Origin of the sequence: Rhizobacter sp. Root1221, from assembly GCF_001425785.1 — a bacterium.
GTDB lineage: Bacteria > Pseudomonadota > Gammaproteobacteria > Burkholderiales > Burkholderiaceae_C > Rhizobacter.
Genome location: NZ_LMDI01000034.1, coordinates 240,755 through 264,534, shown reverse-complemented (window position 1 = coordinate 264,534; position 23,780 = coordinate 240,755). Strand labels below are relative to the sequence as shown.

29 protein-coding genes are annotated in these 23,780 nt (G+C 68.6%); 6 read left to right on the top strand and 23 right to left on the bottom strand.

From position 1 onward, the window contains the following. A complete protein-coding gene (locus tag ASC87_RS22175) occupies window positions 1-387 on the top strand; it encodes a hypothetical protein (RefSeq protein WP_056667497.1) in 387 nt (128 codons plus the stop codon). Window positions 388-508: 121 nt separating this feature from the next. Here the strand turns inward: ASC87_RS22175 and ASC87_RS22170 are convergent, their stop codons facing one another. The 5 genes from ASC87_RS22170 to can are packed head-to-tail and all read right to left on the bottom strand — an operon-like array spanning window position 509 to window position 5,361. Beyond that, the gene (locus tag ASC87_RS22170; RefSeq protein WP_056667494.1) at window positions 509-1,183 is read right to left on the bottom strand and encodes an SDR family oxidoreductase; all 675 of its coding nucleotides are present in this window, start codon (window positions 1,181-1,183) and stop codon (window positions 509-511) included. Then, entirely contained in the window at window positions 1,180-2,370 is a 1,191-nt protein-coding gene (locus ASC87_RS22165; RefSeq protein WP_056667683.1) for an acetyl-CoA C-acyltransferase, read from the bottom strand. The genes ASC87_RS22170 and ASC87_RS22165 overlap by 4 nt, the downstream gene beginning before the upstream one ends. Before the next feature lie 18 nt (window positions 2,371-2,388). Beyond that, window positions 2,389-2,874, bottom strand: a complete 486-nt coding sequence (locus tag ASC87_RS22160) for a hypothetical protein (protein ID WP_056667491.1) — start codon at window positions 2,872-2,874, stop codon at window positions 2,389-2,391. Between the two features lie 13 nt (window positions 2,875-2,887). Next, window positions 2,888-4,690: a bifunctional isocitrate dehydrogenase kinase/phosphatase gene (gene aceK / locus ASC87_RS22155; protein WP_056667486.1), complete on the bottom strand. Its 1,803-nt coding sequence runs from the start codon at window positions 4,688-4,690 to the stop codon at window positions 2,888-2,890. A 2-nt stretch (window positions 4,691-4,692) separates the two neighbouring features. Then, window positions 4,693-5,361, bottom strand: a complete 669-nt coding sequence (gene can, locus ASC87_RS22150; RefSeq protein ID WP_056667483.1) for a carbonate dehydratase — start codon at window positions 5,359-5,361, stop codon at window positions 4,693-4,695. Between the two features lie 146 nt (window positions 5,362-5,507). Between can and ASC87_RS22145 the strand changes: the two genes are divergently transcribed. Both ASC87_RS22145 and ASC87_RS22140 read left to right on the top strand, forming a co-directional pair. Continuing rightward, window positions 5,508-6,578, top strand: coding sequence for an MBL fold metallo-hydrolase (locus ASC87_RS22145; RefSeq protein ID WP_056667680.1), 1,071 nt, complete (start codon window positions 5,508-5,510; stop codon window positions 6,576-6,578). A 177-nt stretch (window positions 6,579-6,755) separates the two neighbouring features. Then, a complete protein-coding gene (locus ASC87_RS22140; RefSeq protein WP_157604203.1) occupies window positions 6,756-7,646 on the top strand; it encodes a PEP-CTERM sorting domain-containing protein in 891 nt (296 codons plus the stop codon). A 15-nt stretch (window positions 7,647-7,661) separates the two neighbouring features. On the opposite strand, the gene ASC87_RS22135 is transcribed toward ASC87_RS22140, so the two are convergent. The 10 genes from ASC87_RS22135 to ASC87_RS22090 form a co-directional block, all read right to left on the bottom strand. Beyond that, complete coding sequence (locus tag ASC87_RS22135) at window positions 7,662-8,525, bottom strand: tetratricopeptide repeat protein (RefSeq protein WP_056667476.1); 864 nt, start codon at window positions 8,523-8,525, stop codon at window positions 7,662-7,664. Continuing rightward, window positions 8,522-8,743 (bottom strand): DUF3565 domain-containing protein, encoded by a 222-nt coding sequence (locus ASC87_RS22130; protein WP_056667472.1) that lies wholly within the window; start codon window positions 8,741-8,743, stop codon window positions 8,522-8,524. The genes ASC87_RS22135 and ASC87_RS22130 overlap by 4 nt, the downstream gene beginning before the upstream one ends. A 2-nt stretch (window positions 8,744-8,745) precedes the next feature. After that, complete coding sequence (locus tag ASC87_RS22125) at window positions 8,746-9,117, bottom strand: DUF6463 family protein (protein WP_056667468.1); 372 nt, start codon at window positions 9,115-9,117, stop codon at window positions 8,746-8,748. Window positions 9,118-9,125: 8 nt separating this feature from the next. Beyond that, on the bottom strand, window positions 9,126-9,362 hold the full coding sequence (locus tag ASC87_RS22120; RefSeq protein ID WP_157604198.1) for a hypothetical protein: 237 nt from the start codon (window positions 9,360-9,362) through the stop codon (window positions 9,126-9,128). Between the two features lie 110 nt (window positions 9,363-9,472). After that, window positions 9,473-9,799 (bottom strand): TfoX/Sxy family protein, encoded by a 327-nt coding sequence (locus ASC87_RS22115; RefSeq protein WP_056667463.1) that lies wholly within the window; start codon window positions 9,797-9,799, stop codon window positions 9,473-9,475. Next, window positions 9,796-10,365, bottom strand: a complete 570-nt coding sequence (locus ASC87_RS22110) for a 3'-5' exoribonuclease domain-containing protein (protein WP_056667676.1) — start codon at window positions 10,363-10,365, stop codon at window positions 9,796-9,798. The genes ASC87_RS22115 and ASC87_RS22110 overlap by 4 nt, the downstream gene beginning before the upstream one ends. Window positions 10,366-10,367: 2 nt before the next feature. Continuing rightward, window positions 10,368-10,859 (bottom strand): DUF4124 domain-containing protein, encoded by a 492-nt coding sequence (locus tag ASC87_RS22105; protein ID WP_082568838.1) that lies wholly within the window; start codon window positions 10,857-10,859, stop codon window positions 10,368-10,370. Then, a complete protein-coding gene (locus ASC87_RS22100) occupies window positions 10,856-11,179 on the bottom strand; it encodes a DUF805 domain-containing protein (RefSeq protein WP_056667673.1) in 324 nt (107 codons plus the stop codon). Before ASC87_RS22100 ends, ASC87_RS22105 begins: the two co-directional genes overlap by 4 nt. A gap of 102 nt (window positions 11,180-11,281) precedes the next feature. Beyond that, a complete protein-coding gene (locus ASC87_RS22095) occupies window positions 11,282-11,827 on the bottom strand; it encodes a DUF3455 domain-containing protein (protein WP_056667457.1) in 546 nt (181 codons plus the stop codon). A gap of 79 nt (window positions 11,828-11,906) precedes the next feature. Beyond that, a complete protein-coding gene (locus ASC87_RS22090; RefSeq protein WP_082568848.1) occupies window positions 11,907-12,521 on the bottom strand; it encodes an alpha/beta fold hydrolase in 615 nt (204 codons plus the stop codon). A gap of 163 nt (window positions 12,522-12,684) precedes the next feature. Here ASC87_RS22090 and ASC87_RS22085 point away from each other — a divergent pair, with 163 nt between their 5' ends. Beyond that, complete coding sequence (locus tag ASC87_RS22085; RefSeq protein ID WP_056667451.1) at window positions 12,685-12,939, top strand: acyl-CoA-binding protein; 255 nt, start codon at window positions 12,685-12,687, stop codon at window positions 12,937-12,939. A 9-nt stretch (window positions 12,940-12,948) separates the two neighbouring features. Here the strand turns inward: ASC87_RS22085 and ASC87_RS22080 are convergent, their stop codons facing one another. The 4 genes from ASC87_RS22080 to ASC87_RS22065 form a co-directional block, all read right to left on the bottom strand. Then, window positions 12,949-13,818, bottom strand: coding sequence for an ABC transporter permease (locus ASC87_RS22080; RefSeq protein WP_056667448.1), 870 nt, complete (start codon window positions 13,816-13,818; stop codon window positions 12,949-12,951). Beyond that, window positions 13,818-14,690, bottom strand: a complete 873-nt coding sequence (locus ASC87_RS22075; RefSeq protein WP_056667445.1) for an ABC transporter permease — start codon at window positions 14,688-14,690, stop codon at window positions 13,818-13,820. Before ASC87_RS22075 ends, ASC87_RS22080 begins: the two co-directional genes overlap by 1 nt. A 131-nt stretch (window positions 14,691-14,821) precedes the next feature. Continuing rightward, on the bottom strand, window positions 14,822-16,087 hold the full coding sequence (locus ASC87_RS22070) for a PotD/PotF family extracellular solute-binding protein (RefSeq protein WP_056667443.1): 1,266 nt from the start codon (window positions 16,085-16,087) through the stop codon (window positions 14,822-14,824). A 37-nt stretch (window positions 16,088-16,124) separates the two neighbouring features. Further along, entirely contained in the window at window positions 16,125-17,120 is a 996-nt protein-coding gene (locus ASC87_RS22065) for an ABC transporter ATP-binding protein (RefSeq protein WP_056667440.1), read from the bottom strand. A 137-nt stretch (window positions 17,121-17,257) separates the two neighbouring features. On the opposite strand from ASC87_RS22065, the gene ASC87_RS22060 reads away from it, so the two are divergent. Then, on the top strand, window positions 17,258-18,001 hold the full coding sequence (locus ASC87_RS22060; protein WP_056667437.1) for an aspartate/glutamate racemase family protein: 744 nt from the start codon (window positions 17,258-17,260) through the stop codon (window positions 17,999-18,001). Here ASC87_RS22060 and ASC87_RS22055 read toward each other — a convergent pair. From ASC87_RS22055 to ASC87_RS22045, 3 genes are all read right to left on the bottom strand, one after another. After that, complete coding sequence (locus ASC87_RS22055; RefSeq protein ID WP_056667434.1) at window positions 17,985-20,189, bottom strand: TonB-dependent receptor; 2,205 nt, start codon at window positions 20,187-20,189, stop codon at window positions 17,985-17,987. The genes ASC87_RS22060 and ASC87_RS22055 overlap by 17 nt on opposite strands. A 63-nt stretch (window positions 20,190-20,252) precedes the next feature. Beyond that, the gene (locus tag ASC87_RS22050) at window positions 20,253-21,278 is read right to left on the bottom strand and encodes a purine nucleoside permease (RefSeq protein WP_056667431.1); all 1,026 of its coding nucleotides are present in this window, start codon (window positions 21,276-21,278) and stop codon (window positions 20,253-20,255) included. Then, a complete protein-coding gene (locus ASC87_RS22045; RefSeq protein WP_056667429.1) occupies window positions 21,275-22,315 on the bottom strand; it encodes a 5'-methylthioadenosine/S-adenosylhomocysteine nucleosidase in 1,041 nt (346 codons plus the stop codon). The genes ASC87_RS22050 and ASC87_RS22045 overlap by 4 nt, the downstream gene beginning before the upstream one ends. A gap of 156 nt (window positions 22,316-22,471) precedes the next feature. On the opposite strand from ASC87_RS22045, the gene ASC87_RS22040 reads away from it, so the two are divergent. Beyond that, the gene (locus ASC87_RS22040) at window positions 22,472-22,804 is read left to right on the top strand and encodes a hypothetical protein (RefSeq protein WP_056667426.1); all 333 of its coding nucleotides are present in this window, start codon (window positions 22,472-22,474) and stop codon (window positions 22,802-22,804) included. Between the two features lie 4 nt (window positions 22,805-22,808). On the opposite strand, the gene ASC87_RS22035 is transcribed toward ASC87_RS22040, so the two are convergent. After that, window positions 22,809-23,729, bottom strand: a complete 921-nt coding sequence (locus ASC87_RS22035) for a LysR substrate-binding domain-containing protein (RefSeq protein ID WP_056667421.1) — start codon at window positions 23,727-23,729, stop codon at window positions 22,809-22,811. Window positions 23,730-23,780 lie beyond the last annotated feature (51 nt).

The window sequence follows — 23,780 nt, the reverse complement described above, 5'->3', positions numbered from 1 at the left end:
GTGTCAAGCCCTGCTCAACTGCGCATCGCCGCCCGCATCCACTACGCCCTCAAGGGCATGCTCGGTGAAGGCATCGATGTGGCAGCCATGCTGAACGACCCGGCAGAAGCACGCGAAGTGCTGTACGTGTGCCAGGCCTCCGGCAACGCCGAGCTGGTGGCCCTCGCGAACCAGTTCTTCGTCGCCAGCGAAGTGGCCCGCCTCGCGGACTCGTCGTCGCTGTCGAAGCCCAAGGCCAAGCCCGCGAAGGCCCATGCCGCGCCGCAAGACGCCGCCTGGGGCCAGGACACCTCCGGCTTCGGCATCTCGGAACCCGCCGACCTGCCCACCCAACCCAACCCGCGCACGCGCTGGTTGAAGAACTTCGCGCAGCGCCTCACGCGTTAAATCGGCCCCCCAGTCGGCTATCGCCTCCTGCCCCATGGGGCGACCCCGGGTCGGCCGGCAAAGCCGGTCCTCGCGGGTGGCTTGATGGGGCGCGTCGCTGCGCTCGCTTAGTCGACGCTTTTCACCACGGTATTGGCGTGCCGTCGTGGTCGAGGAAATGCCCGCTGTGGCTCGGGACCAAGTCGGCGATGGTCGACCGCATCGTGGTGACACTGTGCTCCACCGTGAGGTCGGCGCCCGCCCCGCCCATGTCGGTCTGCACCCAGCCCGGGTGGAGCGCCACGCAGACGGCCTGGTCGCCGAGCGAGATGGCCGTGTCCTTGAGCACCGAGTTGAGCGCGGCCTTCGATGCGCGGTACAGGCCGCCGTCGGCGTGGGTGCGTGCGCCGATGGACCCGAGGCGCGACGACAGCACCACGAGGCGCGCGCCAGGTGTGAGCGAATCGACGAACTGCGGAATGACCCGCATGGGCCCGAGCACGTTGGTGTGCATCACCGTGTCGAACTGGGCTTCCGTGGGGGCCTGCAGGCCCGGCAGGCGCGGGCCGAACACCCCGGCACACACGATGGCGGTGTCGAACGACTCGCCGTCGAGTTGCCAGGCCAGGCCCGCGGTGCTGTCGAGCCGCGCCACGTCGAGCCTCAGCGCCCGGGCGCCCAGCGCCTCGATCGCGGCGAGGCCTTCGTCGCTGCGCGCCGTGGCCACCACCCGGGCGCCGTCGGCCCGGTACTGGCGCACGAATTCGAGCCCGATGCCGCGCGACGCGCCGACGACGAGGACGTTCTGCCGCTTCACACCATCTCCAGCGCGAGCGCGGTGGCTTCACCACCGCCAATGCACAGTGCGGCCACGCCGCGGCGGCGGCGCAGCTTGCGCAGCGCTCCGAGCAGCGTGACGATGATGCGCGCGCCACTGGCGCCGATGGGGTGGCCGAGCGCACACGCCCCACCGTGCACGTTGACGATCTCGTGTGGCAACTGGTACTCGCGCATGGCAGCCATGGCCACCACCGCGAAGGCCTCGTTGATTTCCCACAGGTCCACGTCTCGCGGGGCCCAGCCAGCCTTGGTGAGCACCTTGTGGATGGCCCCGGCCGGGGCGGTGGTGAAGAGGTTGGGCGCCTGGGCATGCACCGCATGGCCCACGATGCGCGCGAGCGGCGTGGCCCCGAGCTGGACCGCGGTGCTTTCGCGCATCAGCACCAGCGCGGCCGCACCGTCGGAGATGCTGGAGGCGTTGGCGGCGGTGATGGTGCCGTCGGCCTTGAAGGCGGGTTTCAGCGTGGGGATCTTGTCGAGGCGGGCCTTGAACGGCTGCTCGTCCCACTTGATGACGTTCTCGCCGCCGCGCACCTTCTGCAACACGAGCGCCATCTCCCAGTCGAAGCTGCCGTCCTCGTTGGCGGCCTTCGCGCGCTGCGTGGACGCGATGGCGTAGTGGTCCTGCGCCTCGCGCGAGAAACCGAACTGCGCGGCGCATTCCTCGGCGTACACACCCATCGCGCGGCCTCCGGTGGGGGTGCGGTCGTAGGCGTCCTCCAGGCCGTCGAGGGCCATGTGGTCGAACATCTGCGCACCGCCGTAGCGCACACCCTTGCGCGCGAACACGAGGTGCGGGGCGTTGCTCATGCTTTCCATGCCCCCGGCCACCACCACCTGGGCGCTGCCGGCGGCGAGCATGTCGTGTCCGAACATCACGGCGCGCATGCCTGAGCCGCACATCTTCGACAACGTGACGGCACCCGCCGACTGCGGCAACCCGGCCCCGAGCGCGGCCTGCCGCGCCGGCGCCTGGCCCTGGCCGGCCATCAGGCAGTTGCCCATCAGCACCTCGTCGACCGAGGCGCCCTGGATGCCGGCACGTGCCACCGCGTTGCGGATGGCGATGGCCCCCAGCTCGTGGGCGGGCATGGCGGAAAAATCGCCGAGCAGGCCGCCGATGGGCGTGCGTGCAGCGGACGCGATCACGATGGGGTCGTTCATGGCCATCTCCTTCATCCTTCACAGCAGCAGCATCGTGCCGCGTTCGTCCTGGGCCAGCGCCTTGATGTAGGCCTGGAATTCGGGGTCCTCACCACGCAGCAGCATGGGCATCGCGTTGAAGAAGTCGTCGCGGCGGAGCCACTCGCGCATGTAGTCGTCCCACGAATTCCAGCGCCGCTGTTCCGTGGGGCTCATCTCGGGTTTGTACCCCACAAGGTACGCGCGCTCGAACAGGGAAATCAGCATGTCGAAGATCACGAGCCGCCGTTCGTTCTGCTCGGGGGTGGGGTCGGGCAGCGCGGACGTGCTGCGCAGGCGCAGGTCCGCATTGGCCAGCACGATCTTCAGGAAGTCGTTGTAGGCGTCGGAGAGCAGCTGGTAGCCCTCCTCTTCCTCGTTCTCCCGCTCGCGGCGCTGTTCGACGAGGAAGGCGCCGATGGCAAACGGCAGGCCGATCACCGTGACCAGGAAACTCGCCAGCTCGAGGATCTCATGGACGGTCATGCCGGCCCCGCCGTCATTTGGCGAGGGTGGCCTGGGCGGCGGCCTCGCGGGCACGCCGGAGGTTCTTGAACCTGCGCCGGGTGTCGTACGGGAAGACGTCGTGCACGTGGCCCGACAGGATGCGCTCCTTGTGGCCCTGCCAGAACGCCGCGTCCAGCAGGTCGGCGTGGTGCCGCATGAACACGTCGCGCACGTCGGGGTTGCCGAGCAGGAAGGGTTCGAAGGTCTCGGGGAACACGTCCTTCGGCCCCACCGCGTACCAGACCTCGGCGGACATCTCCTCCTCCGCGTTGCGAGGCGTGGGCACCTTGCGGAAGTTGCAGTGGGTGAGGTATTCGATCTCGTCGTAGTCGTAGAACACGACCTTGCCGTCACGCGTGACACCGAAGTTCTTCCACAACATGTCGCCGGGGAAGATGTTGGCGGCAACCAGGTCCTTGATGGCGTTGCCGTACTCCACCACCGCGTGTTCGATCTGCTTCGGCGAGGCCTCCTTGAGGTAGATGTTGAGCGGGATCATGCGCCGCTCGATGTACACGTGGCGGATGACCAGGTCGTTGCCGTCTTCCTCCAGCAGGCTCGGGCAGAAGTGCTTCAGTTCGGCGACCAGTTCGTCCTCGAACCGCGAGCGCGGGAAGGCCACGTTCGAGAATTCGAGCGTGTCGGCCATGCGGCCCACGCGGTCGTGCTGCTTCACGAGCAGGTACTTGCCCTTGATCTGCTCGCGCGTGGTGTCCTTCTGCGGCGGGTAGAAGTCCTTGATGATCTTGAACACGTACGGGAACGACGGCAGGTCGAACACGAGCATCACCATGCCCTTGATGCCGGGGGCGATGCGGAACATGTCGCCGCTGTGGCGCAGGTGGGCGAGGAAGTCGCGGTAGAAGAGGTTCTTGCCGTGTTTCTGCAGGCCGAGCGTGTTGTAGAGCTCGGTGCGCGGCTTGCGCGGCATCATCGACCGCAGGAACTGCACGTACGCCGACGGGATCTCCATGTTCACCATGAAGTACGCGCGGGCGAAGCTGAACAGCATCTGCAGGTCGGCCTCGCCGAACAGCGCGGTGTCGATGGTGAGCAGGCCGCTCGGCGCATGCAGGATGGGCAACGCGAACGGCGTTTCCCGGAACCCGTTGATGATCTTGCCCACCACGTAGGCGCCCTTGTTCCGGAAGAACAGCGAGCTGAGCACCTGGAACTGGAAATTCGCGCGCGGGCGGAAGTCGCCCAGCTCGGCGGCCACGGCTTCCTCGACGTGGCGCACGTCGCGGTGGATGTCCTCGAACTCGAGCTGCAGCTGGAAGTTGCCGATCACCCGCACCCACGTGTCGTGCATGCGGTCCTTGTCCGGGTAATACGCGCGGTAGGTGGGCAGCGCCGCCGGTTCGTCGTTCTCGATGTACTCGGTGGAGATGGCGGGCCGGACGAAGATGAAGTCGTTCTTGAAGTACGCGCGGTGCAGGATCTTCGTGGTGACCGAGTTGAAGAAGGTCTCGGCCAGCTCGGGCTGGTGGTGGTTGGTCAGCAGGCCGATGTAGTGCAGCTTGACCTGCTGCCACACCTCCATGCTGAGCTCGTTCACCTTGAACTCCGTCTGCAGCCGTTCGGCGGCCTCGTCCACCCGCACGTCGTAGAACTCGATGCGTTCGCTCTGGCTGCGCTGTTGGCCGTGCCAGTCGGCTTCCTCGAAGCGCTTCTTGGCGTCGGCACTGGTCTGCCGGAAGAGGCGGTAGTGGCGGTCGAAGCCGTCGAGCATGGCCTGCGCCACATCGAAGGCCCGCAGGTCGGTCAGGGCTTGCGGGAAGACGGCCAGTCGCATCGTCAGGTCTCCTGGGGGGCGTAGCGGCGGTGGATCGCGGCCAGCGCGAGGTCGTAGGCGTCGGTCAGGTGCCCGGGGCTCGACACGGAGATGGACAAGTCCTTCAGCCGCCCGTCGGCCAGCCGGTAGAACCAGCCGTGCACCGAGATCTTCTGGCCGCGCTCCCAGGCGTCCTGCACCATGGTGGTCTGGCACACGTTGAGCGATTGTTCGATGACGTTCAACTCGCACAGCGCATCGACCCGGCGGTCGGGCGGCACGGTGTCGAGCCACGCCTGGTGGTGGTGCCGCACGTCCTTCACGTGGCGCAGCCAGTTGTCGGCCAGGCCCACGGACACGTCGTTCAACGACGCGGCCACGCCGCCGCAGCCGGAATGGCCCACGACGATGATGTGCTTGACCTTCAGCATGTCGGTGGCGAACTGGATCACCGACAGGCAGTTCAGGTCGGAATGGACCACGACGTTGGCGACGTTGCGGTGCACGAACAATTCGCCGGGCAGCAGGCCGACCAGTTCGTTGGCGGGCACGCGGCTGTCGGCGCAGCCGATCCAGAGGTATTGCGGGGCCTGTTGGGCCAGCAGGTTGGTGAAGAAGCCCGGGGTACGGGCCTCCGTTTCCTGCGACCAGCGCAGGTTGTTCTCGAAAAGCTCTTGGAGTTCGGAAGGCATGGCCCGATTTTACCGGCCGGGGCCGCCGGGCCGGCCGGACGGGGCGATCCGGCGTGGACGCCTGAGCGACAGCAAGGGGACCCGGTCATCCCTAGAATGGGCCAAACGACCTCCTCGCCGCGCGTGGCGACTCCCCCATCATGGCGATGAACGAACTCGAACGACAACTGCAGTACCCCCTGGGGGAAACCCTCCCCGATCCGGGCCGCGCCCTCGAAATCGCTCCCGGCGTGCGGTGGGTGCGCATGGGCCTGCCCTTCGCGCTCGACCACATCAACCTGTGGCTGCTGCGCGACCGGCTCGACGGCCGCGAAGGCTGGACCATCGTCGATTGCGGCATCACGAATGCCGACACGCAGGGCCTCTGGGAACAGGTGTTCGCGAACGAACTCGACGGCCTGCCGGTGCTGCGCCTCGTGGTCACGCACATGCACCCCGACCACATCGGCCTGGCCGACTGGCTCACCGAACGCTGGTCCGGGCCGGGCCGCCCGTGCCGCCTGTGGATGAGTGCCACCGACTACACCAGCGCGCGCCAGGCCAGCCAGTCCACCACGGGGTTCGGCGGCGCCGCGGCCGCCGCCTTCATGGCCAGCCACGGGCTCACCGACCCCGGCTCCATCGAAAAGATCAAGGCCCGCACGAACTACTACTCGTCGATGGTGCCGAAGGTGCCCGCCAGCTACCGCCGCCTGCTCGACGGGCTGACGTTCGACGTGGGCGGCCACACCTGGCGCTGCATCTCGGGCTACGGGCACGCGCCCGAACACATGTCGCTGCACTGCGAGACGCTCGGCGTGCTGATCTCGGGCGACATGCTTCTGCCGCGCATCTCCACGAACGTCATGGTGACCGACATGGAGCCCGAAGCGAACTCGCTGACGCTCTACCTGCAATCGATCGAACGCTACCTCACGCTGCCGGCCGACACCCTCGTGCTGCCGTCGCACGGCCGCCCGTTCCGCGGCATGCACACGCGGGTGGGCCAATTGCACCAGCACCACGACGAGCGCCTGGCCGACGTGATGGCCGCATGCCGCGATGCCCCGCAAACAGCCGCGGGCCTGCTGCCTGTGCTGTTCAAGCGCCCGCTCGACTTGCACCAGACCACCTTCGCGATGGGCGAGTCCATCGCGCACCTGCACGCGCTGTGGCTGGGCGGGCAGCTGCAGCGCACGTTGGGCGACGACGGGGTGTTCCGCTTCTCGGTGGCCTGAGCAGGTGTGACCGAACCTGACACCTGGTTTCCAGGTGTGTCCGCCGGTGCACCCTGTATGCGGGGGGTACCGCGGCCGATCCCACGAATGGGGGGCGAGAAGCGCGCCGGTAGTGCCTAACATTCCCTTCGGATCTTAGGCACAGCGGGCCGCAATGCACGGCCCAAGGGAGTTATCTTGAACAAGTTTTCATTCATGGTGGCCGCGCTTGCTTGCGGCATCGCGTCTTTCGCCCACGCGAACACCACGTACGACGCTCGCTTCGCACTCGAGGACGGCCGGTTGCCGGCCCTGCGCACCGGCAGCCCGGTGTTCGACGGCCCGCACTCCCTGGGTGGCGAGTGGACGAACTATGGCAGCATCGATGCCACCGCCAACTCACGCGACTTGCTGTCGTCTGCGGTCAACCCTGACACCGGCGTGCTGGAGCACACCTGGGGCCAGTCCAACCACTCGGACAACATGCACCGTGCTGGCGGCCCGCCGATCTACATGGGCGAAAGCCACGCCTACATCAACGGCCCCAACGACTGGACGCACACGAACGTAGCCGCCACCGTCGGGTGGACCACCCTGCGCGCCGGCGTCGAGCTGACCGACCGGCAGGCTGACGCCAACGCCCGCGCCACGTTCACGCGCGATTTCTCGCTCGACGCCCATTCGTCGTTCACCTTCAGCGGTTTCGCCACGATCGACATCGTCGGTGATGCCAATCCGCTGTCCGCGTTCACGGCGTATGACACCAATGGTTCGTTCGCGTCCCTCACGCTCGGTGACCTGTTCGGCCGCGTGCGCACCACCATCGGCGCCAGCATCTGGGGCCTCGGTTCGGGCCTGACCGACATCTTCAGCTACAGCGTCGGCCCCGGCGGCCTGCTGGCGCTCACCATCACCAACAACAGCGACGCGGCGCTGCAAGGCTCCATCAACGCCGGCTCGTACGTCAACGTGTCCCCGCCCATCCCGGAGCCGGAAACGTGGCTGCTGTTGCTGGCCGGCGCCAGCATCGTGGGCTTCACCGCACGCAAGCGCCGGCCCGCGCACGCCGCACTGACCGTGCCGGCCTGACCGCGGGCAAACGCGTCACTTCACCGCTCCCCGCCGGGCCTCATACATCGCGGCCCGGTCGTTGCCTCCGAGTTGCCGGTACAGCAGCACCAGCTCGTCGAACACGAACGGGTCCGGTGCGCCGGCCTCGTCCCACTCGCGTTCGAGGCGCAGCTGGATGGCGATGGCCTCATCGAGGCGACCCAGCGCCCGCAACGTCCACGCCACCATCCACCGGGCCACGCGCGTCGCACCGGCCTGCCCGTTCTGCTCGCGCCACACCAGCGCGCGCTCGAACACCGCCAGCGCCTCGGGGTATCGCCCCATCGCATGCAAGGCACACCCCGCGTTGTTGAGCAGCGGCGCGCGCCACCGCGCGGCCTCGGGTTGCGCCGACCTCTCGGCAATCACCAGGGCTTCCTGCGCCCAATGCAGCTGCGCTGCGGATGTGTCGTCCACGAACGCCAACATGTGGAGTGCATCGATGGCCAGGCCGTCACGCCCGGCCTCGCGGGCCCACTGCACCGCGGCCAGATAGTCCGCGCGTGCGAGCGCACGTGCCTCGGGCGAGCGCTGCGCGGGCAGGTGCGTGGCCGAGACCCGCGCACGCCCGCGTTCCAGGGCGAACCAGGCCCGCGCCTCGGGCCCGGCGCCGGCCAGCTGCGGCGCCAGCGTGTCCAGCAATGCCAGTGCGCGGGTGAAATCGCGGCGCAAGCCATGCACGCGCGCCACCTGGGTGGCGAGGATCAGGCGGTCGTCGCCGGCGGCCGTGGCCATCGCGGTGGTGAACCTGCGTTCGCTCTGGTCGGGGCGAGAGAAGTCCCACAGGGGAGCGATGTCGATGGCCATGGCCGTTCCGAGGTGAAGGGTCAATGCGAGCAGGGCGGGTGTGCGGATCATGGGGCCGCCCGTTCGGGCAGATCGCGCGGCGCACCCTGGTCGCACTTGCGGCAAGCGAGGGTGCAGCCGAGCACCCCCTGGCGGCCTTCGGCGGTGGTGACCCACGGGCGCGAGGTCCAGGGCGGGTTGTGCCGCACGTGCTGCACGTGGCCACAGGCGAGTTCGGCCACCCAGTCGTGCTGGTCGTCCTGGTGGAATCCGACGATGGGCTGGTTCAAGGTCAGAGGCCGAGGCTGCGGGCCAGCAGCAGCCCCGACACCGGCAACGACAAGAGGAAGGGGGACTTCGGCACGGCCGCCACGCCGATGACCGAGGTGGTGAACACGTACCCTCCGACGATGCGGATCAGGGCCATGTCACCCGCGGCCGCGGCATGCACTGCCGTGTGCCCGGCAAGGATCAGCAGCGGACCGAACAGCGCGAACCAGAGCGCCGTGCGGCGCTCCTCGGGCCACTTGAACTGATTCGTGAAGCCATCACCGGCGGCGGCCTTCAACGGCCCGCGGAACTTGGCAAAGGTGTAGGCGACATGGCCGAGACCCAGCGCCAGCAACGCCCAGGCGGCCTCGGTGGTCATGGGCGGCACGGGCATGTGCGGGATCAGACGTCGGTGCGGCCGTGGTGCAGGATGAACTTCTGGAACGTCAGCACTGCCACGGTTGCCGTGGTGACGACGCTGAACAGCGCGATGGCGCCGAGCGCGCTCCAGAGCAGCACGGTGGCGAACGGCACGTCAGGCCAGAGCTGGGCCCCTGCCACGGCGGCCACGGCCGCCACCAGCACGACGGCAATCGCGGCCCTGGTGGCAGCCAGCGGAGAGATGGACAGCGGACGCATGGGGGACCTTTCGGCCGGTGCGGTGCGCACCGGATCCATCCGGATGCTGCCACCAATGCCGGTACACCACCACCCCCAGTTTCATCGCGGCACCGCCCCCTCGCCGGGACTCAGGGCGCAGCCGCCGCGATGGCCCGGTGGGCCCATGCCACGAGCAGGTCGCGGTCGTCGAGCAGCGCCTCCGGTGCACGGAAGTACGTCCGCACCTGGACCACGCCCTTTTTCGTGGTGTAGGAGAACGGGGCACTGCCCGCTGCCTCGTAGTCCGGCCGGGTGGTGTCGTTGACCCGCAAATACAAGGTGTTGCCCATCACCATCGCGAACTGCCGGCCGCCGGACTTGATGGCGTGCCCGCCAAAGAAGGTGCCCCCGGTGAGCGCGCCCAGCGGCGCCAGCTGGTCACGCACGTGGCGCACGAATTCGGCGTTGGCACTCACGACAGCTTCCCGTCACGGTGGTGCCGGAGCATGTTGCAGAAGAGCGCCCCCTGCTCGATGGCGTCGTCGAGCGCCACGTGGGTGTGGGGCATCGGGTCGAACCACTCGGCCGGCATGTTGCGCTTGGTGCTGTTGCGGTAGTCGGTGCGCAGCACCGCCATGGCGAAGGTTTTCATGTCGAGTGCCGAGTGGCTGAACGGGCTCTCGCCCACGAACCGCATCAGGTACCAGTAGACGAACAGGAAATCGAAACCCGCCGGGTAGGCCACGAACACCGGCTTGCCGGCCAGCGTGCGGATCCACGCGACGTAGCGTGCCATGGCCGCCTCGGGCGTTTCGAGGTTCGTGCGGCACGCGGCCCAGGCCTCGGGCTGGGTGGCCCACCACCGCGCCGTGTCCGGGTGCGCCGTGGCGCCCGGCAAGGTGTCGAGGTTGGCCGAGAAGGTGGCCACGAGCTGCTTGTCCGCCGTGTAGGCGGCGGAGCCGATGCTCAGCATCGAGTGCGGCCCCGGAATGGGGCCGTCGGTTTCGACGTCCGTGCTGATGTAGATCTCGTGAGAAGCCATGGTCAGCGCCGAGCGTCGGCTGGCGGCCCGGACACCCCGCATCGGGCTGCCGGGCTCACGGTTTCCTTGCAGCGGGCGTGGGCCTGCGGCGTGGTCTGCCATGGCCCGAAACAAGCCTGGCTCGCGTAGTACTGGCGCCAGAGCCGGTCGCATTCGCTGCCCGAGTTGTCCTCCACCTTGCTGCCCGCGGCTTTCCCGCCAGGCGCACGGACGGAAGGCGCGGGGTCGGGCGCCGCCGCCCGCCGCGCGTCCGCTTCGGCCTGTTCCGCCCGGGTTCGCTCCAGCGCCGCCGCCGCGGCGGCCTGCTCGGCCGGCGACAACTCGTACTTCCGGCCGTCGAGGTGCCGGGCCGTGCGCTTGTAGCGCTCGGGCACCGTGTCGGCCATGTGCGTGCGCCCCTGCTCGTCCACCCAACGGTAGATGTCGCCGGCCCGCGCCGCGCCCGTGGCCACCAGCAGCGCGAGGCAGCCCACCCGGAGACTCGATCGGGTCATGCCGTCGCGTTCGACGTTGACGATTGGCCTGGTTGCGCCAGGAGCACGATCAACACGATCCAGCCGACCATCGGGATCAGGCCGATCAGTTGCCACCAGCCGGTGCGGTTGGTGTCATGCAGGCGGCGGGCGCCCGCGGCCAAGGACGGCACGAGGGTGGCCACCGCGAAGATGCCGCCGAGGAACTCGCTGATCCCCGTGGTCACCAGGCTCCCGATCACGAGGAACAGCACAAACCACCAGTACTCGGGGCGTGTGGCCCGGCCGGTGAAGTCAGCGTACTTCTTGAAGCAAACCTGAATCGACTCTTGGAAGTTCATGAATAGCCCCTGTGATGCCCGTGCGCGGCGGCGGACGGTGCGGGCCACATCGTAGTGCAGCAACGGGGGCGTCGTCCTCACGCTTCGGGGGGAGGAGGTCCGTCACGGCCCGGCACGGTAGAAATAGTAGGCTGCCGTGTAGTGCATGCGGGCCTGCTGCCCCGCGTTGTCCGGCCCACACGGTGTGGCAGGGGCCGCCCCGCCCACGGTGTGGACGCGCTGGATGCTCGTTGTCTTGCCGAACAGGCCGGCACCCGTGACCGACTTCGCCGAGAGCAGCAGCCACGGGATCGCCGTGGCCATGGGCGCGGCCTCGCGGGCGGCGACCTCGGCCACCACCGTGCTGCCGTCCGGCCCCGCCCACGTGGGGCCGGCGTAGTGCGTGCCCAACGCCCCACCGGCGCGGTCCGACAGGGTGGCCTCCGGCGCGCGGAAGACCCAGCCGTGTGCGCCGCTGCCATCGGGTTTCAGTGCGCAATCGTAGATCTGTACACCCGAGGCAAGCGCCTCGAGGAACACCACCTGCCCGGCCGGCGGGCGCAGCGACGCGGGCACGTCCGGGGCGGTGACGGACGGCGAGAGGGCACAGCCGCCGGCCACCAGCAGGGCGGCGCACCCGGCGCCGGCAAATGGAAGTCGTGGGCTCATCGTCAGGTCCTTCGTTGAAGGTCGGAGGGCCCCAGTGTGGCACCACCGGTGCCACATGTCTGTCCCCCGGGCGAACGGTTCACACGCCCGACAGGTGCGCGTCGATCCACGGCGCCACCTGCGCGGCAAAGACACGCGCCAGGTCATGTCCACCACCGGCAACCACCTGCAGCCGCGCATGCGGCAGGAGTGCGGCGAGCCGCTGCCCCACCGCCACCGGGCTGATCGGATCGGTGTCCCCCCACAGCAGCAGCGCGGGCGCGGTGATCGACGGGATTTGCGCCGAAAGGTCTTCCCGGTGCGTGGCGAACCACGTGGGCAACGCGGGGTTTGCCGCCAGGAACCCTGCGCGCCAGTCCACTGCACCGAGTGCGGCCACGTCGAGGCCACCCGACGTGGCCGCGAGCACCAGGTGCGTGATGAGGTCCGGGCGGGCGAGTGCCGCGCGCAACGCCACCGCACCGCCCATCGACTGCGCGATCAAGGCGGTGGGACGGTCGATCCGCCCGAGCACCGCAGCGACCAGGTCACCGAAGCCCCGGCACGACGGGTGGGCCGGGGTGGGCCCGAACCCGGGCCAGCCGACATGGACCCGTGCCGCGGGGTGTTGCAGCAGGTCCGCGACGGGTTGCCAGAGGCCCGTGTCGCCGGACGCACCGGGGAGGAACAGCAGCTGCGTGGGTCGGAAGGTCATGGGCGCCATGGGGTCGGGTGGGCGCGACTGTAGGGCACGGCGGCGAGGAGCACGGTATCGGCGCCCGATTGCCACTCCGGAAGGTGCAACACCTGCACCCCAAAGTCGCAGGTGGCTGAGCCACAATCCGGCCATTCCAAATCCCCCCGTCCCCAGGAGCCCCATGTCCGACCTCGCCACCCGCTTCGAAGCCGCCCGCGCCGAGTCCAAGAGCCTGCCTGAAAAGCCCGACAACATGACGCTGCTGAAGCTGTACGCGCTGTACAAGCAGGGCAGCACCGGCGACGTGGACACGGACCGCCCGGGCATGACACAGTTCGTCGACCGCGCGAAGTGGGACGCCTGGAACGAGCTCAAGGGCCAGCCGCAGGACGAGGCGATGCAGGGTTACATCGACCTGATCGAATCGCTGAAGTAAACCACCCGCTCAGCGCTTGCGCGCGAGCCACGTCACCAGGGCCCACGTGGCGCCCATCACCACGAACGACACCAGCGTGGTGACGGTGCCCAGGGCGTAGATGGCCGGCGTCGTGACGGTGCTCGTGAGCCCCTGCAGTTCCAGCGGCAGCGTGTTGACGTCGCCGATGGCCTGCGACGTGCGGGCGATCTCGTCCCAGCTCAGCGTGAAGCCGAACATGCCCACGCCCACGAGGCTCGGCAGCACGAGGGGCAGCACCACGTGGCGGAACCCCTGCCATGGCGTGGCGCCCAGGTCACGGGCGGCCTCCTCGTAGGCCGGGTTGAAGCGGTTGAACACCGCCAGCATGATGAGCAGGCCGAACGGCAGCGTCCACGTGAGGTGGGCACCGAGGGCCGACGTGTAGAGGCCCATCGCGGTGCCGTAACCCTCGAGCATCCCCTCGAACCCCCAGCGCGCCAGCAACGCCTGCAGGCCGGTGTCCAGCAGCCGGAACTGCAGGCCGATGCCCAGCGACACCACGATCGACGGCATGATGAGGCTCGCCACCGCGGTGTAGAACAGCACGCCCGAGCCCCTGAGCTGCCGCCGGAACGCGAGGCCCGCCCCAAGCGACAGGCCCACGGTGAACAGCATCACCACGGCGCCGAGGGCCACCGACCGGCGGAAGGCGGCGCCGATGTCCACCACCCCCAGGCCTTCCCACAGCTTGCCGAACCAGTAGAACGAGACGCCCCGCATCGGGAAGGTGAGCCCGCCTTCGGGGCCCTGCAGGCTCAGCACGAAGATCACGGCCATCGGGCCGTACAGGAACAGCACGAACAGCGTGAACACGGCGGCCAGCGCGTAGAAGGCGGGCGTCCTGGTGTGGCGGCCCATCACAGCTCCCGGCGCAGGTCGACCACACGGGTCAGCGCCCACACCATCATCAGCGTGGTGGCAAGCAGGATCACGGCATTCGCCGCGGCCATCGGGAACTGCAGGTACGAGGTCTGCACCTGGATCACCTTGCCCACCGACGCGATCTGCTGCCCGCCCATCACGCCGATGGTCACGAAGTCACCCATCACGATGGTGACCACGAAGATCGACCCGATCACGATGCCGGTGCGGCACAGCGGGATCACGATGTTCCACACCGTCTGCCAGCCGGTGGCGCCCGAATCGCGCGACGCCTCGATCAATGCCGGGTCGATGCGTTTCATCGAATTGAAGATGGGCACGATCATGAACATCGTGTACAGGTGAACGAACGCGAGCACCACCGAGAAGTTGCTGAACAGCAGCCACTCCACCGGCGAGTCCACCACCCCGATCCCCATCAGGCCCTGGTTCACGAGCCCGTTGCGCCCGAGCAGCGGCACCCACGAGATCATGCGGATCACGTTCGACGTCCAGAACGGCACCGTGCACACCACGAACAGCAGCGTCTGCATCGACGTGGACGGCACGTGGAACGCGAGGAAGTACGCCACCAGGAACCCGATCACCAGCGTGATGGCCCACACCAGCACGCAGAACTTCAGCGTCGACAGGTACGTCTTCAGCGTGACACACAACTCCGCCGTGTTCGAGCAGCCTTGGAACACGTCCAGGTAGTTCTGCCCCGAAAACGCCGGGATCAACTCATAGTCCGTCGCCTGCCAGAAACTCACCGCCCCCACCAGCGCCAGCGGCAGCACGAGGAACAGCACGAACACCAGCGCGAACGGCGTGGCCTGGAGCCAGGGGGGAAGGTGCAGCGTTTTCATGCAGTGGGTCCCGGCGTCCGCCGGGATGACAAGGAGCGGAGCGACAGATCAAGCCACCCGCGAGCCCGGGTCCCCCGGGCGACCCGGGGCGCCCCCCTCGGGGGGGCAGGAGCGAAGCGACGTGGGGGGCCCTATGCACTTACGAATTCGTTCCACTTCTGGACCATGTAGGCGTTCTCGTCCATGATCGCGTTCCAGCAGGCGATGCCCCCCATGCGGTCCTCGTAGCTGCCGCCATCGCGCACCGCGCCGGCCTTCTGCAACACGTCACCGTTCGGTGACTTGATGTCCTTCGCGGCGGGTTTGCCTTCCATCCAGTACGCCCACTCGTAGGGCTCCATCCTGGCCTTGGCGGTGTCGAGCACGGCGCTGTAGTAGCCCTGGCGGTTCAGGTATGCACCGGCCCAGCCGTCGAGGAACCAGTTGATGAACTCATACACGGCATCGGCCTTGCGGCCCGTCACCGACTTGGGCACCCCGAAGCCGGCAGCCCACGCGCGGTAGCCTTCCTTCAGCGGCTGGAACGTGCACGCGATGCCCTTCGTGCGCACGGCCGTCACGGCCGGCGACCACATCGACTGGATCACCACCTCGCCTGAGGCCATCAGGTTGACGCTTTCGTTGAAGTCCTTCCACAGCGCGCGGAACTGCCCGGCCTTCTTGGCCTCGATCAGCACCTTGATGGTGAGGTCGATCTCCTTCTTCGTCATGTTCCCCTTGTCGGGGTACTTGTAGAGGCCCGCGGCCTCCACCACCATCGCGGCGTCCATGATGCCGATGCTCGGGATGTTCAGGATCGCGGCCTTGCCCTTGAACTCCGGGTTCAGCAATTCGGACCACGAGGAGATGGGCCGCTTGATCAGGTCGGGGCGAATGCCCAGCGTGTCGGCGTTGTACACGGTGGGGATCAGCGTCATGAACTGCGTGGGCGTGGCCGAGAACGTCTTCGACGTGGGCGACTCCAGGTACATCACCTTCTTCGGCGCGGTGCCCTGGTCGCCCACCTTCTTGCCCCCCACCTCGCCTTTCGTGAACAGCGGCGTGATCTTGTCGGCGTTCTTGATGCGCCTGGTGTCGATGCCGAGCAGGTTGCCGGTGGGCAGGATCTTCTTCAGCGAGAAGTACTCGGTGTCGATCAGGTCGAAGGAGTTCGGTGCGGTCACCGCGCGTTTCGTCACGTCATCGGTGGTGACCGGGATGTACTGGATGCGGATGCCGGTGTCGGCCTCGAACTTCTCGGCGATGGCCTTGTCCTGGTTCACGGCGGTGCCGAGGTAGCGCAGCGTCAGCTTTTCCTGCGTGTGCACGTACGGGAAGGCGATCGCACCACCGGTGGCCACCGCACCCTTGATGAGGTTGCGGCGCGTGGTGTCGATCTTCTTGGACGTCTCTGACATGGGTTCTCCTGGGGGACAAAAGAGCGGCGCTGATCGGTCAGGCCACGAGCGCGTGCGCCTCGGCCGACGGCCAGGACACGTAGACGGTTTCGCCGGGCGCAAGTGGCCCGGCGTCGAACTCGGCATCGGGCACGGTGGCGGTCCACGAGGTGTCGGGGCCCTCGGCCGTGGGCGACAGCTTCACCAGCACGCAGGTGCCCTGGTACTCGACCGCCCGCACCGCCGCCTCGCGTGCGCTGCCGGACGGCGCACGGTGCAGGCGCAGGCGATCCGACCGCACGGCCACGGGGCCCTCGGGCGAGTCGATCACGTTGTGGGCCCCCATGAACCGCGCGACAAACTCGGAGCGCGGGGCGTTGAACACCTCGCGCGGGGACCCCGCCTGCTCGACGCGGGCGTTGTTCATCACGACCACCTGGTCGGCGAGCGCCATGGCTTCTTCCTGCGAGTGCGTGACGTGCACGAACGTGAAGCCGAGCTCCTGCTGCCAGCGCTTGAGTTCGGCGCGCATCTGCACGCGCAGGAACGGGTCGAGCGCGGACAGCGGTTCGTCGAGCAGCAGCACGCGGGGTTCGGTCATCAGCGCGCGGGCGAGCGCCACACGCTGCTGCTGGCCGCCCGACAACTCGGACGGCAGGCGTTTTTCATACGGGGTCATGGACACGAGCGCGAGCAGCTCGCGCGCCCGCGCGTGGCGCGCCGCCACGTCGCGGCCGCGCATCTTCCAGCTGAACGCCACGTTGTCGAGCACGCTCAGGTGCGGAAACAGCGCGTAGCTCTGGAACATCATCGCGGTGCCGCGGTCGGCCGCCGGGCTGCGGGTGATGTACTTGCCACCCAGCAGGATCTCGCCGCTGCTGACCGACTCGTGCCCCGCGATCATGCGCAGCGTGGACGTCTTGCCGCAGCCCGAGGGCCCGAGCAGGCAGCAGTAGCTGGCCGACGGGATCTTGAGGTCGATGCCGGCCACGGCAACGGTGTCGCCATACCGCTTGACCAACGACGTGAGCACGAGGGAGGAGTCCTGGACCATGCGCCGGACTGTATGCAAACGGTGTGCCACAACCGGCTCAACGGCGACGCCCCGGAATGGGGCACCTGCGGCATTTCGCCCGGCGCGCGACTTGCTGCGGCCCATGCCTGCCGCCATCCATTTTGTATACACACCCCATGCAGATTCACGTGATCAACCCCAACACCACCGCGTCGATGACCGCCGCCATCGGGCGGGCCGCCGACGCGTGCGCCGCGCCGGGCACCGTCATCCGGGTGGTACAGCCATCGTTCGGGGCACCGTCCATCGAAGGCCACCACGACGACGTGTGGGCCGCCGCCGGGGTCACCGAACAGGTGCAGGCGGGGGTGGTGGCCGGTGCCGATGCGTTCGTGATCGCGTGTTTCGGCGACCCGGGCCTGGCCGCCGCGCGCGAGCTGTCGCCCGGCCCGGTGATCGGCATCGCCGAGGCGGCGTTCCATTGCGCATCGCTGCTGGCCACCGGGTTTTCGGTGGTCACCACGCTGTCCCGCACGTGCGTGATCGCCGAACACCTGGTGGTGCAATACGGCTTCGAACGGCGCTGCCGCGGCATCCACGGCACCGACATCGCGGTGCTCGAACTCGACGACCCGGCGAGCGACGCCTACGCCCGCATCCTGGCAAGCGCCCGCACCGCGCTCGCGCACGACCGCTCGGGTGCCATCGTGCTGGGTTGCGCGGGCATGGCCGACCTGTGCCGACGCCTGCAGGCCGAACTCGGTGTGCCGGTGATCGACGGCGTGGCCGCCGCCGTGAAGCTGGCCGAGTCGCTCGTGTCGCTGGGGCTGCGCACCAGCAAACACGGCGACTACGCGGCGCCGCTGCCGAAGGCCTATGCAGGCCTGGCAGCGCCCTTCTCGCCTAGAACGTCGCCCTGAACTGCGCTCCCAGCGTGCGCGGTTCGTTGATGAACCCGGTCAGGTTGTTGAAGTCGACGCCGCCGGTGACGCGCACCTGGTTCGTGATGTTGCGCCCGAACAGCGCGAGGTCGTACTTGCCGTCGCCCCACGTATAGCCGAGCCGCAGGCCGCCTTCCAGCAGCGACTTGCCGGTGAACTCGGCCGACTCGTACAGGAAGAAGTTGACCTTGCTGCGGTACGACCAGTCGGTGTACGCGTACCACTCGCCCGCGTCGGTGGGGATCGTGTACTTCGCGGTGAAGCTCGCGGTCCACTTCGGCGCCTGCGGCAGCGGGTTGCCGTCGATCAACGCCTGGCCACCGGCATTGGTCGGGTCGGTCACGGTGCAGCCGCCGCAGGTGGACACCGCCAGGTCGGCGTCGCGGATGCGGGTCTTGTTGTAGCTGCCACCCACACTCACCAGCAGTTGGTTCGTGAGGTACGCCTGGAAGTCGAGTTCGGCGCCCTGCCCCGTGGTCTTCTCGGCGTTGAGCAGGACGTTGCCGTTGCCGGCGCCGCCCACGGCGGTCAGCTGCTGGTCCTTCACCTGGTAGTAGAAGACGTTGAACGCGATGCGGCCCTTCTTGTCGAACAGGTCGGCCTTGATGCCGGCCTCGATCGACGTGTTCGTCTCGGGCTTCGCATCCGAAATGTCGTTGAACTGGCCCGGGCCCTGGACGCTCGCGGCGCGAAAGCCGTTGGCCAGCCGCGCATAGACGTTGGTGTCGGTGTTCAAGGCGTAGGTGCTGCCGAGGTCCCAGCTGACCTTGCTGCTGCTCGGGCTGGCCGTCAGTTGGCCGATGTCGGCGATCGTGGGGCGAAAGCCCGTGGCGAAGTACTCGCGCGTCGCGAACTCCTTCTTGTCATGCGTGTACCGCAACCCGCCGCGCAGCTTGAGCTTCGGATCAACGGCGTAGCTGACCGAACCGAAGCCCGCCCACGCGTCGTTCTTCTGCGTGGACAGCGAATGGCCGTTCTCCACCCCGCCGGCGGTGGAGTCGTAGCTGAAGCTTTCCATGTCGTACTTCTCGTGGAAGTAGTACGCCCCGGCCTGCCAGTTCAGCGGGCCACTGTAGAGCGACTCCACACGCACCTCCTGCGTGATCTGGCGGAGTGTCGGGATGCCGTCGGCCGTCTCGACCGAAAACGGAACGTCCCCAGGCGTGCCGCCGTCGATGTCACCCCGGTTGTACGTGCGGAGCGATTCGAACCCGGTGATCGAGTGCAGCGCGTAGTCACCCAGCCCCCAGCGCAGGCGCGCGCTGCCGCCGCGGGTCAGCAGCGTCGACTCGTTCCGGCCGTCCTGCGAGACCTTGCGCGGGTCGAAGCCGGCCACGAGGTCGTTCGTGCCGGGCTGTATGATGTTGGCGCGGAACACCCGCGCCGACCCGTCGAGGTCACGCCCGTGCAGGTTGAACAGCGCGCTGAAGTCCTTGTGCGGCTGGTACAGCAGTTGACCGCGGAGCGCGCTGTCGTTGTAGCCTTCGAGCTTGGGCGAGGGAGCGTCGGGCGCGGTGTTCTGGACGTAGTCGCTGCGCCGCTGGTTCAGGAACGACAGCCGCGCCGACCAGGCTTCGCCGATCGGCGTGTTGACCGCGCCCTCGGTATTGACGGTGTTGTAGGTGGCCCAGGACACGCTGCCATACCCTTCCACGGCGCGCGTGGGTTTCACCGAATCGAACTTCACCACACCCGCCGGCGAGTTGCGCCCGAACAGCGTGCCCTGCGGGCCGCGCAACACCTCGACCTGCTCCAGGTCGAAGATGGGGAACCCCTTGAGGATGGGGTTCTCCTGCACCACGTCGTCGTACACGAGCGAGACGGGCTGCGATGCATTGAGGCGGAAGTCGGTGTTGCCGTAGCCGCGGATGTAGAAGCGTGGGAACGCGCGGCCGAACGACGATTCGATGTTGAGGCTGGGCACACGCGCCGCCAGCGCGCGCACGTCCTGGCCGCCGGACGTGATGACGTCGAGCTTCTCGCCGCTCAGCGTCGACACGGCCATCGGCACGTTCTTGATGGGCTCGGCGCGGCGGTCGGCCGTCACCGTGACGGCGTCGAGCTGGGCCTCTGGCGGTGTCGTCTGGGCCAGGACGGGACACAACGGAAATGCAAGGCTCACCGCGAGGGCGAGCCGGGTCGGTGACACCGGGAACGGAACGGGCATGACGGCCTTTCGGGGAAGGGGTGGGAGGCCGTCGTCCTCCGCAATGACCGTGCCATCACCTTTTCAGCGGCTTGCCGGCACCCCGTCTCGCCACAGTGCCCAACGCGCCACGATGTCCTTCACCAGCACCCCGCCCACGCGGGCGAGGTTGTGGGTGGCGGGCACGAAACCACCCGACGCGCCGCTGGTGGACGCGGCCAGCGAGTCGCGTGCACTCTGCCCCGGATGGGGGCGGTCGAAGTTCGAGGCGGTGCGCAAAACGGCCAGGCGCTTCACGTCGAGGCGTCCCGCGGCCGCCGCGCGCGCGAGCGCGTTGTAGGTGGCGTTGTCTTCCTGTTGCGTGGTGCAGTACACCCCTTCGCCGTCGGTGAGCAGGCGCGTCCACGCGCTCGCGTGTTGCCCGAGGCGGTGCCCGTGCCACCAGGTGTCGCCGCCGAGCGTGTCGCACTGGATCACCTTCGGCGGCTGGTTGGCCGGGGGATGGCGGTACTTCGCACGGTAGGCCTGCGCGGCGGGGCTGTCTTCCAGCGCGACATCCCGCGTGAGCCGCAGCGCGGTCTGCAGCAGCGCCTCGTCGAGGCGGGCCACCTCGGTGTGGTATTCGAACTTCGGTTTTTCACCCGGGCCCTTCGTCATGATGCCGAAGTAGCCGTGGGGCCAGCTCGCGGGCATCTCGCGGGCATCGAGTTCGTGGGCGATCCCGAAGTCCACGAGCCAGCGGGCCCATGCGGCCGAACCGAGCGTGCCCTGCCCCGGGTCGATGCCGGCGATGCCCGCCACGAGGAACCAGGTGTGCGTGAGGTCCAGCGCCGGGCTGAGCGCCACGGCCAGCGTGGACGCGGCCGCGTTCGCGTGCCCCATGCCGGTGACGAGCAGGCACACGCCATCGGTGTTGCAGCGCAGGTTCGGGTTGTCGGGCAGCAGGCCCGCCACGGGCACCGCCTCGGTCAGCGCAAAGGGCTCGATCCACGGCTGCGCCTCGGGCTCGAACATGCTGATCACGAGCACCTTGACCTCGCGCGGGGCGGCGTGCAGCGAGGCACTGGCCACCAGCGCCAGCGCCAAGGCAATCCATCGGACTTGTTTCATCGTGCGGCCCTCCGTTGGCGCCAGGCGTCGAGGAACGCGAGCGTGACCGCGGCCTCGTTGGTTTCTGCAAGACCGCTCGAGAACAGCGCGCCCACGTCGGCGTCGAACCCTTCGCCGCCGGCCAGGTCGCTGAGTGAGCGGAACGCGATGTACGGCACATCGTTCGAATGGGCGACGTGCGCCAGCGCCGCCGTCTCCATCTCGAACGTCTGCGCCTGCAGCACACGGTGCAGGTAGGCGCGGTACGACGCGTTGGCGAGGAACACGGTGGCCGACACCCCGCGCCCGCCCACCTTCAGCCGCGGCGTCTCGCGCACGCAGAGCTTGTCATCGACCGAGCCGTCGGGGCGCGTGGCCTTGGGGCCGCAGCGCTCGAGGCGCGGGGTGAGGCCGCTGGCCACCCGCAGCATCTCGGCGTCCACGGGGTAGTCGAAGTAGAACGCCCCGGCCGGTGCGTTGCTGCTGTTGAGCACGTGGTTCTGGCGCATGTAGAGCCCCGTCTCGACCGGGCCGTGGGGGCCGTCGATGACGTAGGGCGGCAGCGGCTGGCCGTCGGGGCCGGTGGCGAGACTCAGCCCGAGGCACGACAGGTCGCGCGGCGTGCCGCAGGGCGACGGCAGCGTGGAGTCGGTGTTCCAGAACACCTCCATCGGCATGGCCCAGCGGTCGGGCACCGTCACGTCGCCCACCCGGTTGGCCGGGTCCACGCCGCCGGCGATGCCGCTCATCACGAGGCGCTCGATGCGGAAGTGGTCGAGCATCTGCTGCGTGACCAGCGTGGAATTCACCATGCTGACCCCGCTCAGCACGATCACCACCGGGTTGCCGCGCAACACGCCGGTGGTGAACCGCTTGCCGTGGATCGTGTAGACCCGCCGGCGCTGCGTCTGCGCGATCAGGATGTCGGCCTCCGCCCCGAAGGCGGACACGATGCCGATGCGGGGCGAACACTCGGTCAGGCAGCGCCGCTCGGCGGCAGGGGCCGCCGCACACCAGGCGGCGAGGAACAGGAAACACCAACGACTCGACCAGGCCACTTGACCTCCTTCGACAATCCACCGGTTGGGAAAACACCTCGACAGCCACGCGTTTGTACGCGGGGCGGCGCCCCACGCGCAAGTGGCGTTCTGGGGGTGTGTGCAAGGTTCAGGCCCGCCGGAAGAGGGGAACCCGGTTTCGGGCATCATCACGTCATGGCACGTTCACGCAACCTCCTGATCCTGTCGATCGCCCTCGCGGCCTCCTCCCTCGTGTTCGCCGACGACCCCGCGGCGGCGGCGCCGGGCCCCATGGAGCGCACCGGTGAAGCCATCGACCGCACCGCGCACCGCACCGGCGCCGCCATCGAACGGGGCGCCGAGCGCACCGGTGCCGCGGTCCAGCGCGGGGCCAAGCGCACCGGTGCCGCCATCGAACGCGGGGCACGGCGCACCGGCGCGGCCATCGGGCGCGGTGTGAAGCGCACCGGCCAGGCCATCGAACGGGGTGCGGAAAAGGTAGGCGGCGGGGCGTCGTCGCCGGGCTGAGAGGTCAGGCCGGCGGTTTCAGCTGGCCCATCATGACCGGCACCCCGGCCACCAGCGCGTCGATCGCGGCGCGCGTCTTCGACGGCAGGTAGCGGCTGCGCGGCCACACCAGGTGGATCTCGGCGCCTTGCACGCTCTGGCTGTCCATCACCAGGGCCAGCTGGCCCGCGTCGATGTGCCGCGCCATCAGCCAGCACGGCAGCAGCGCCAGCCCGGCGCCGGCACAGGCCGCATCGGCCATGGCCTCCAGGTCGTCCATGCGCAGCCGCGCGCCCAGGCGCACGTCGCGCAGGCTGCCATCGGCCGCCCGCACCGTCCACGGCAGCTCGTGGCCGTTGCGGGCGTAGGTCACCGCGGCGTGGCCTTCGAAGTCCTCCGCCGTTCGCGGGGTGCCGTGGCGGGCAAGGTAGGCCGGTGACGCGCAGATGCCCGCACCCTGCGTGCCCAGCCGGCGCGCCACGAAACTGGCGCTGTCGGCAAGCGCCCCGATCCGCACCGCGAGGTCGAACCCCTCGTCGATGACGTCCACCAGACGGTCCGAGAACGACAGGTCGATCTGGAGCCGCGGGTGATCGAGCGCGAGCTGGCGCAGCAGCGGCGCAACGCAGTACCGGCCGAACAGCACCGGCATGCTGACCCGCAGGCGCCCGCGGGGCTCGCGGCTGCCACCGTCGAGCACCGCCTCGGCAGCCTCAAGTTCACCGAGGACCCGAACGCAACGTTCGTAGAACGCCTGGCCGTCCTCGGTGAGGCTTTGCCGCCGCGTGGTGCGCTGGAACAGGCGCACGCCCAGGCGCTGCTCCAGGCGGCCGATGACCTTGCCAACGGCCGACCGTGACAGCTTCAACCGCTCACCCGCCACGACGAAGCTGCCCGACTGCGCGGTCTGCACGAACACCTCGATGCCGTCGAAACGGTCTGCCATCACGCCCCCGATTGGTTCCAGTTCGTCCCGTCAGTATCAACCAAGACCCAC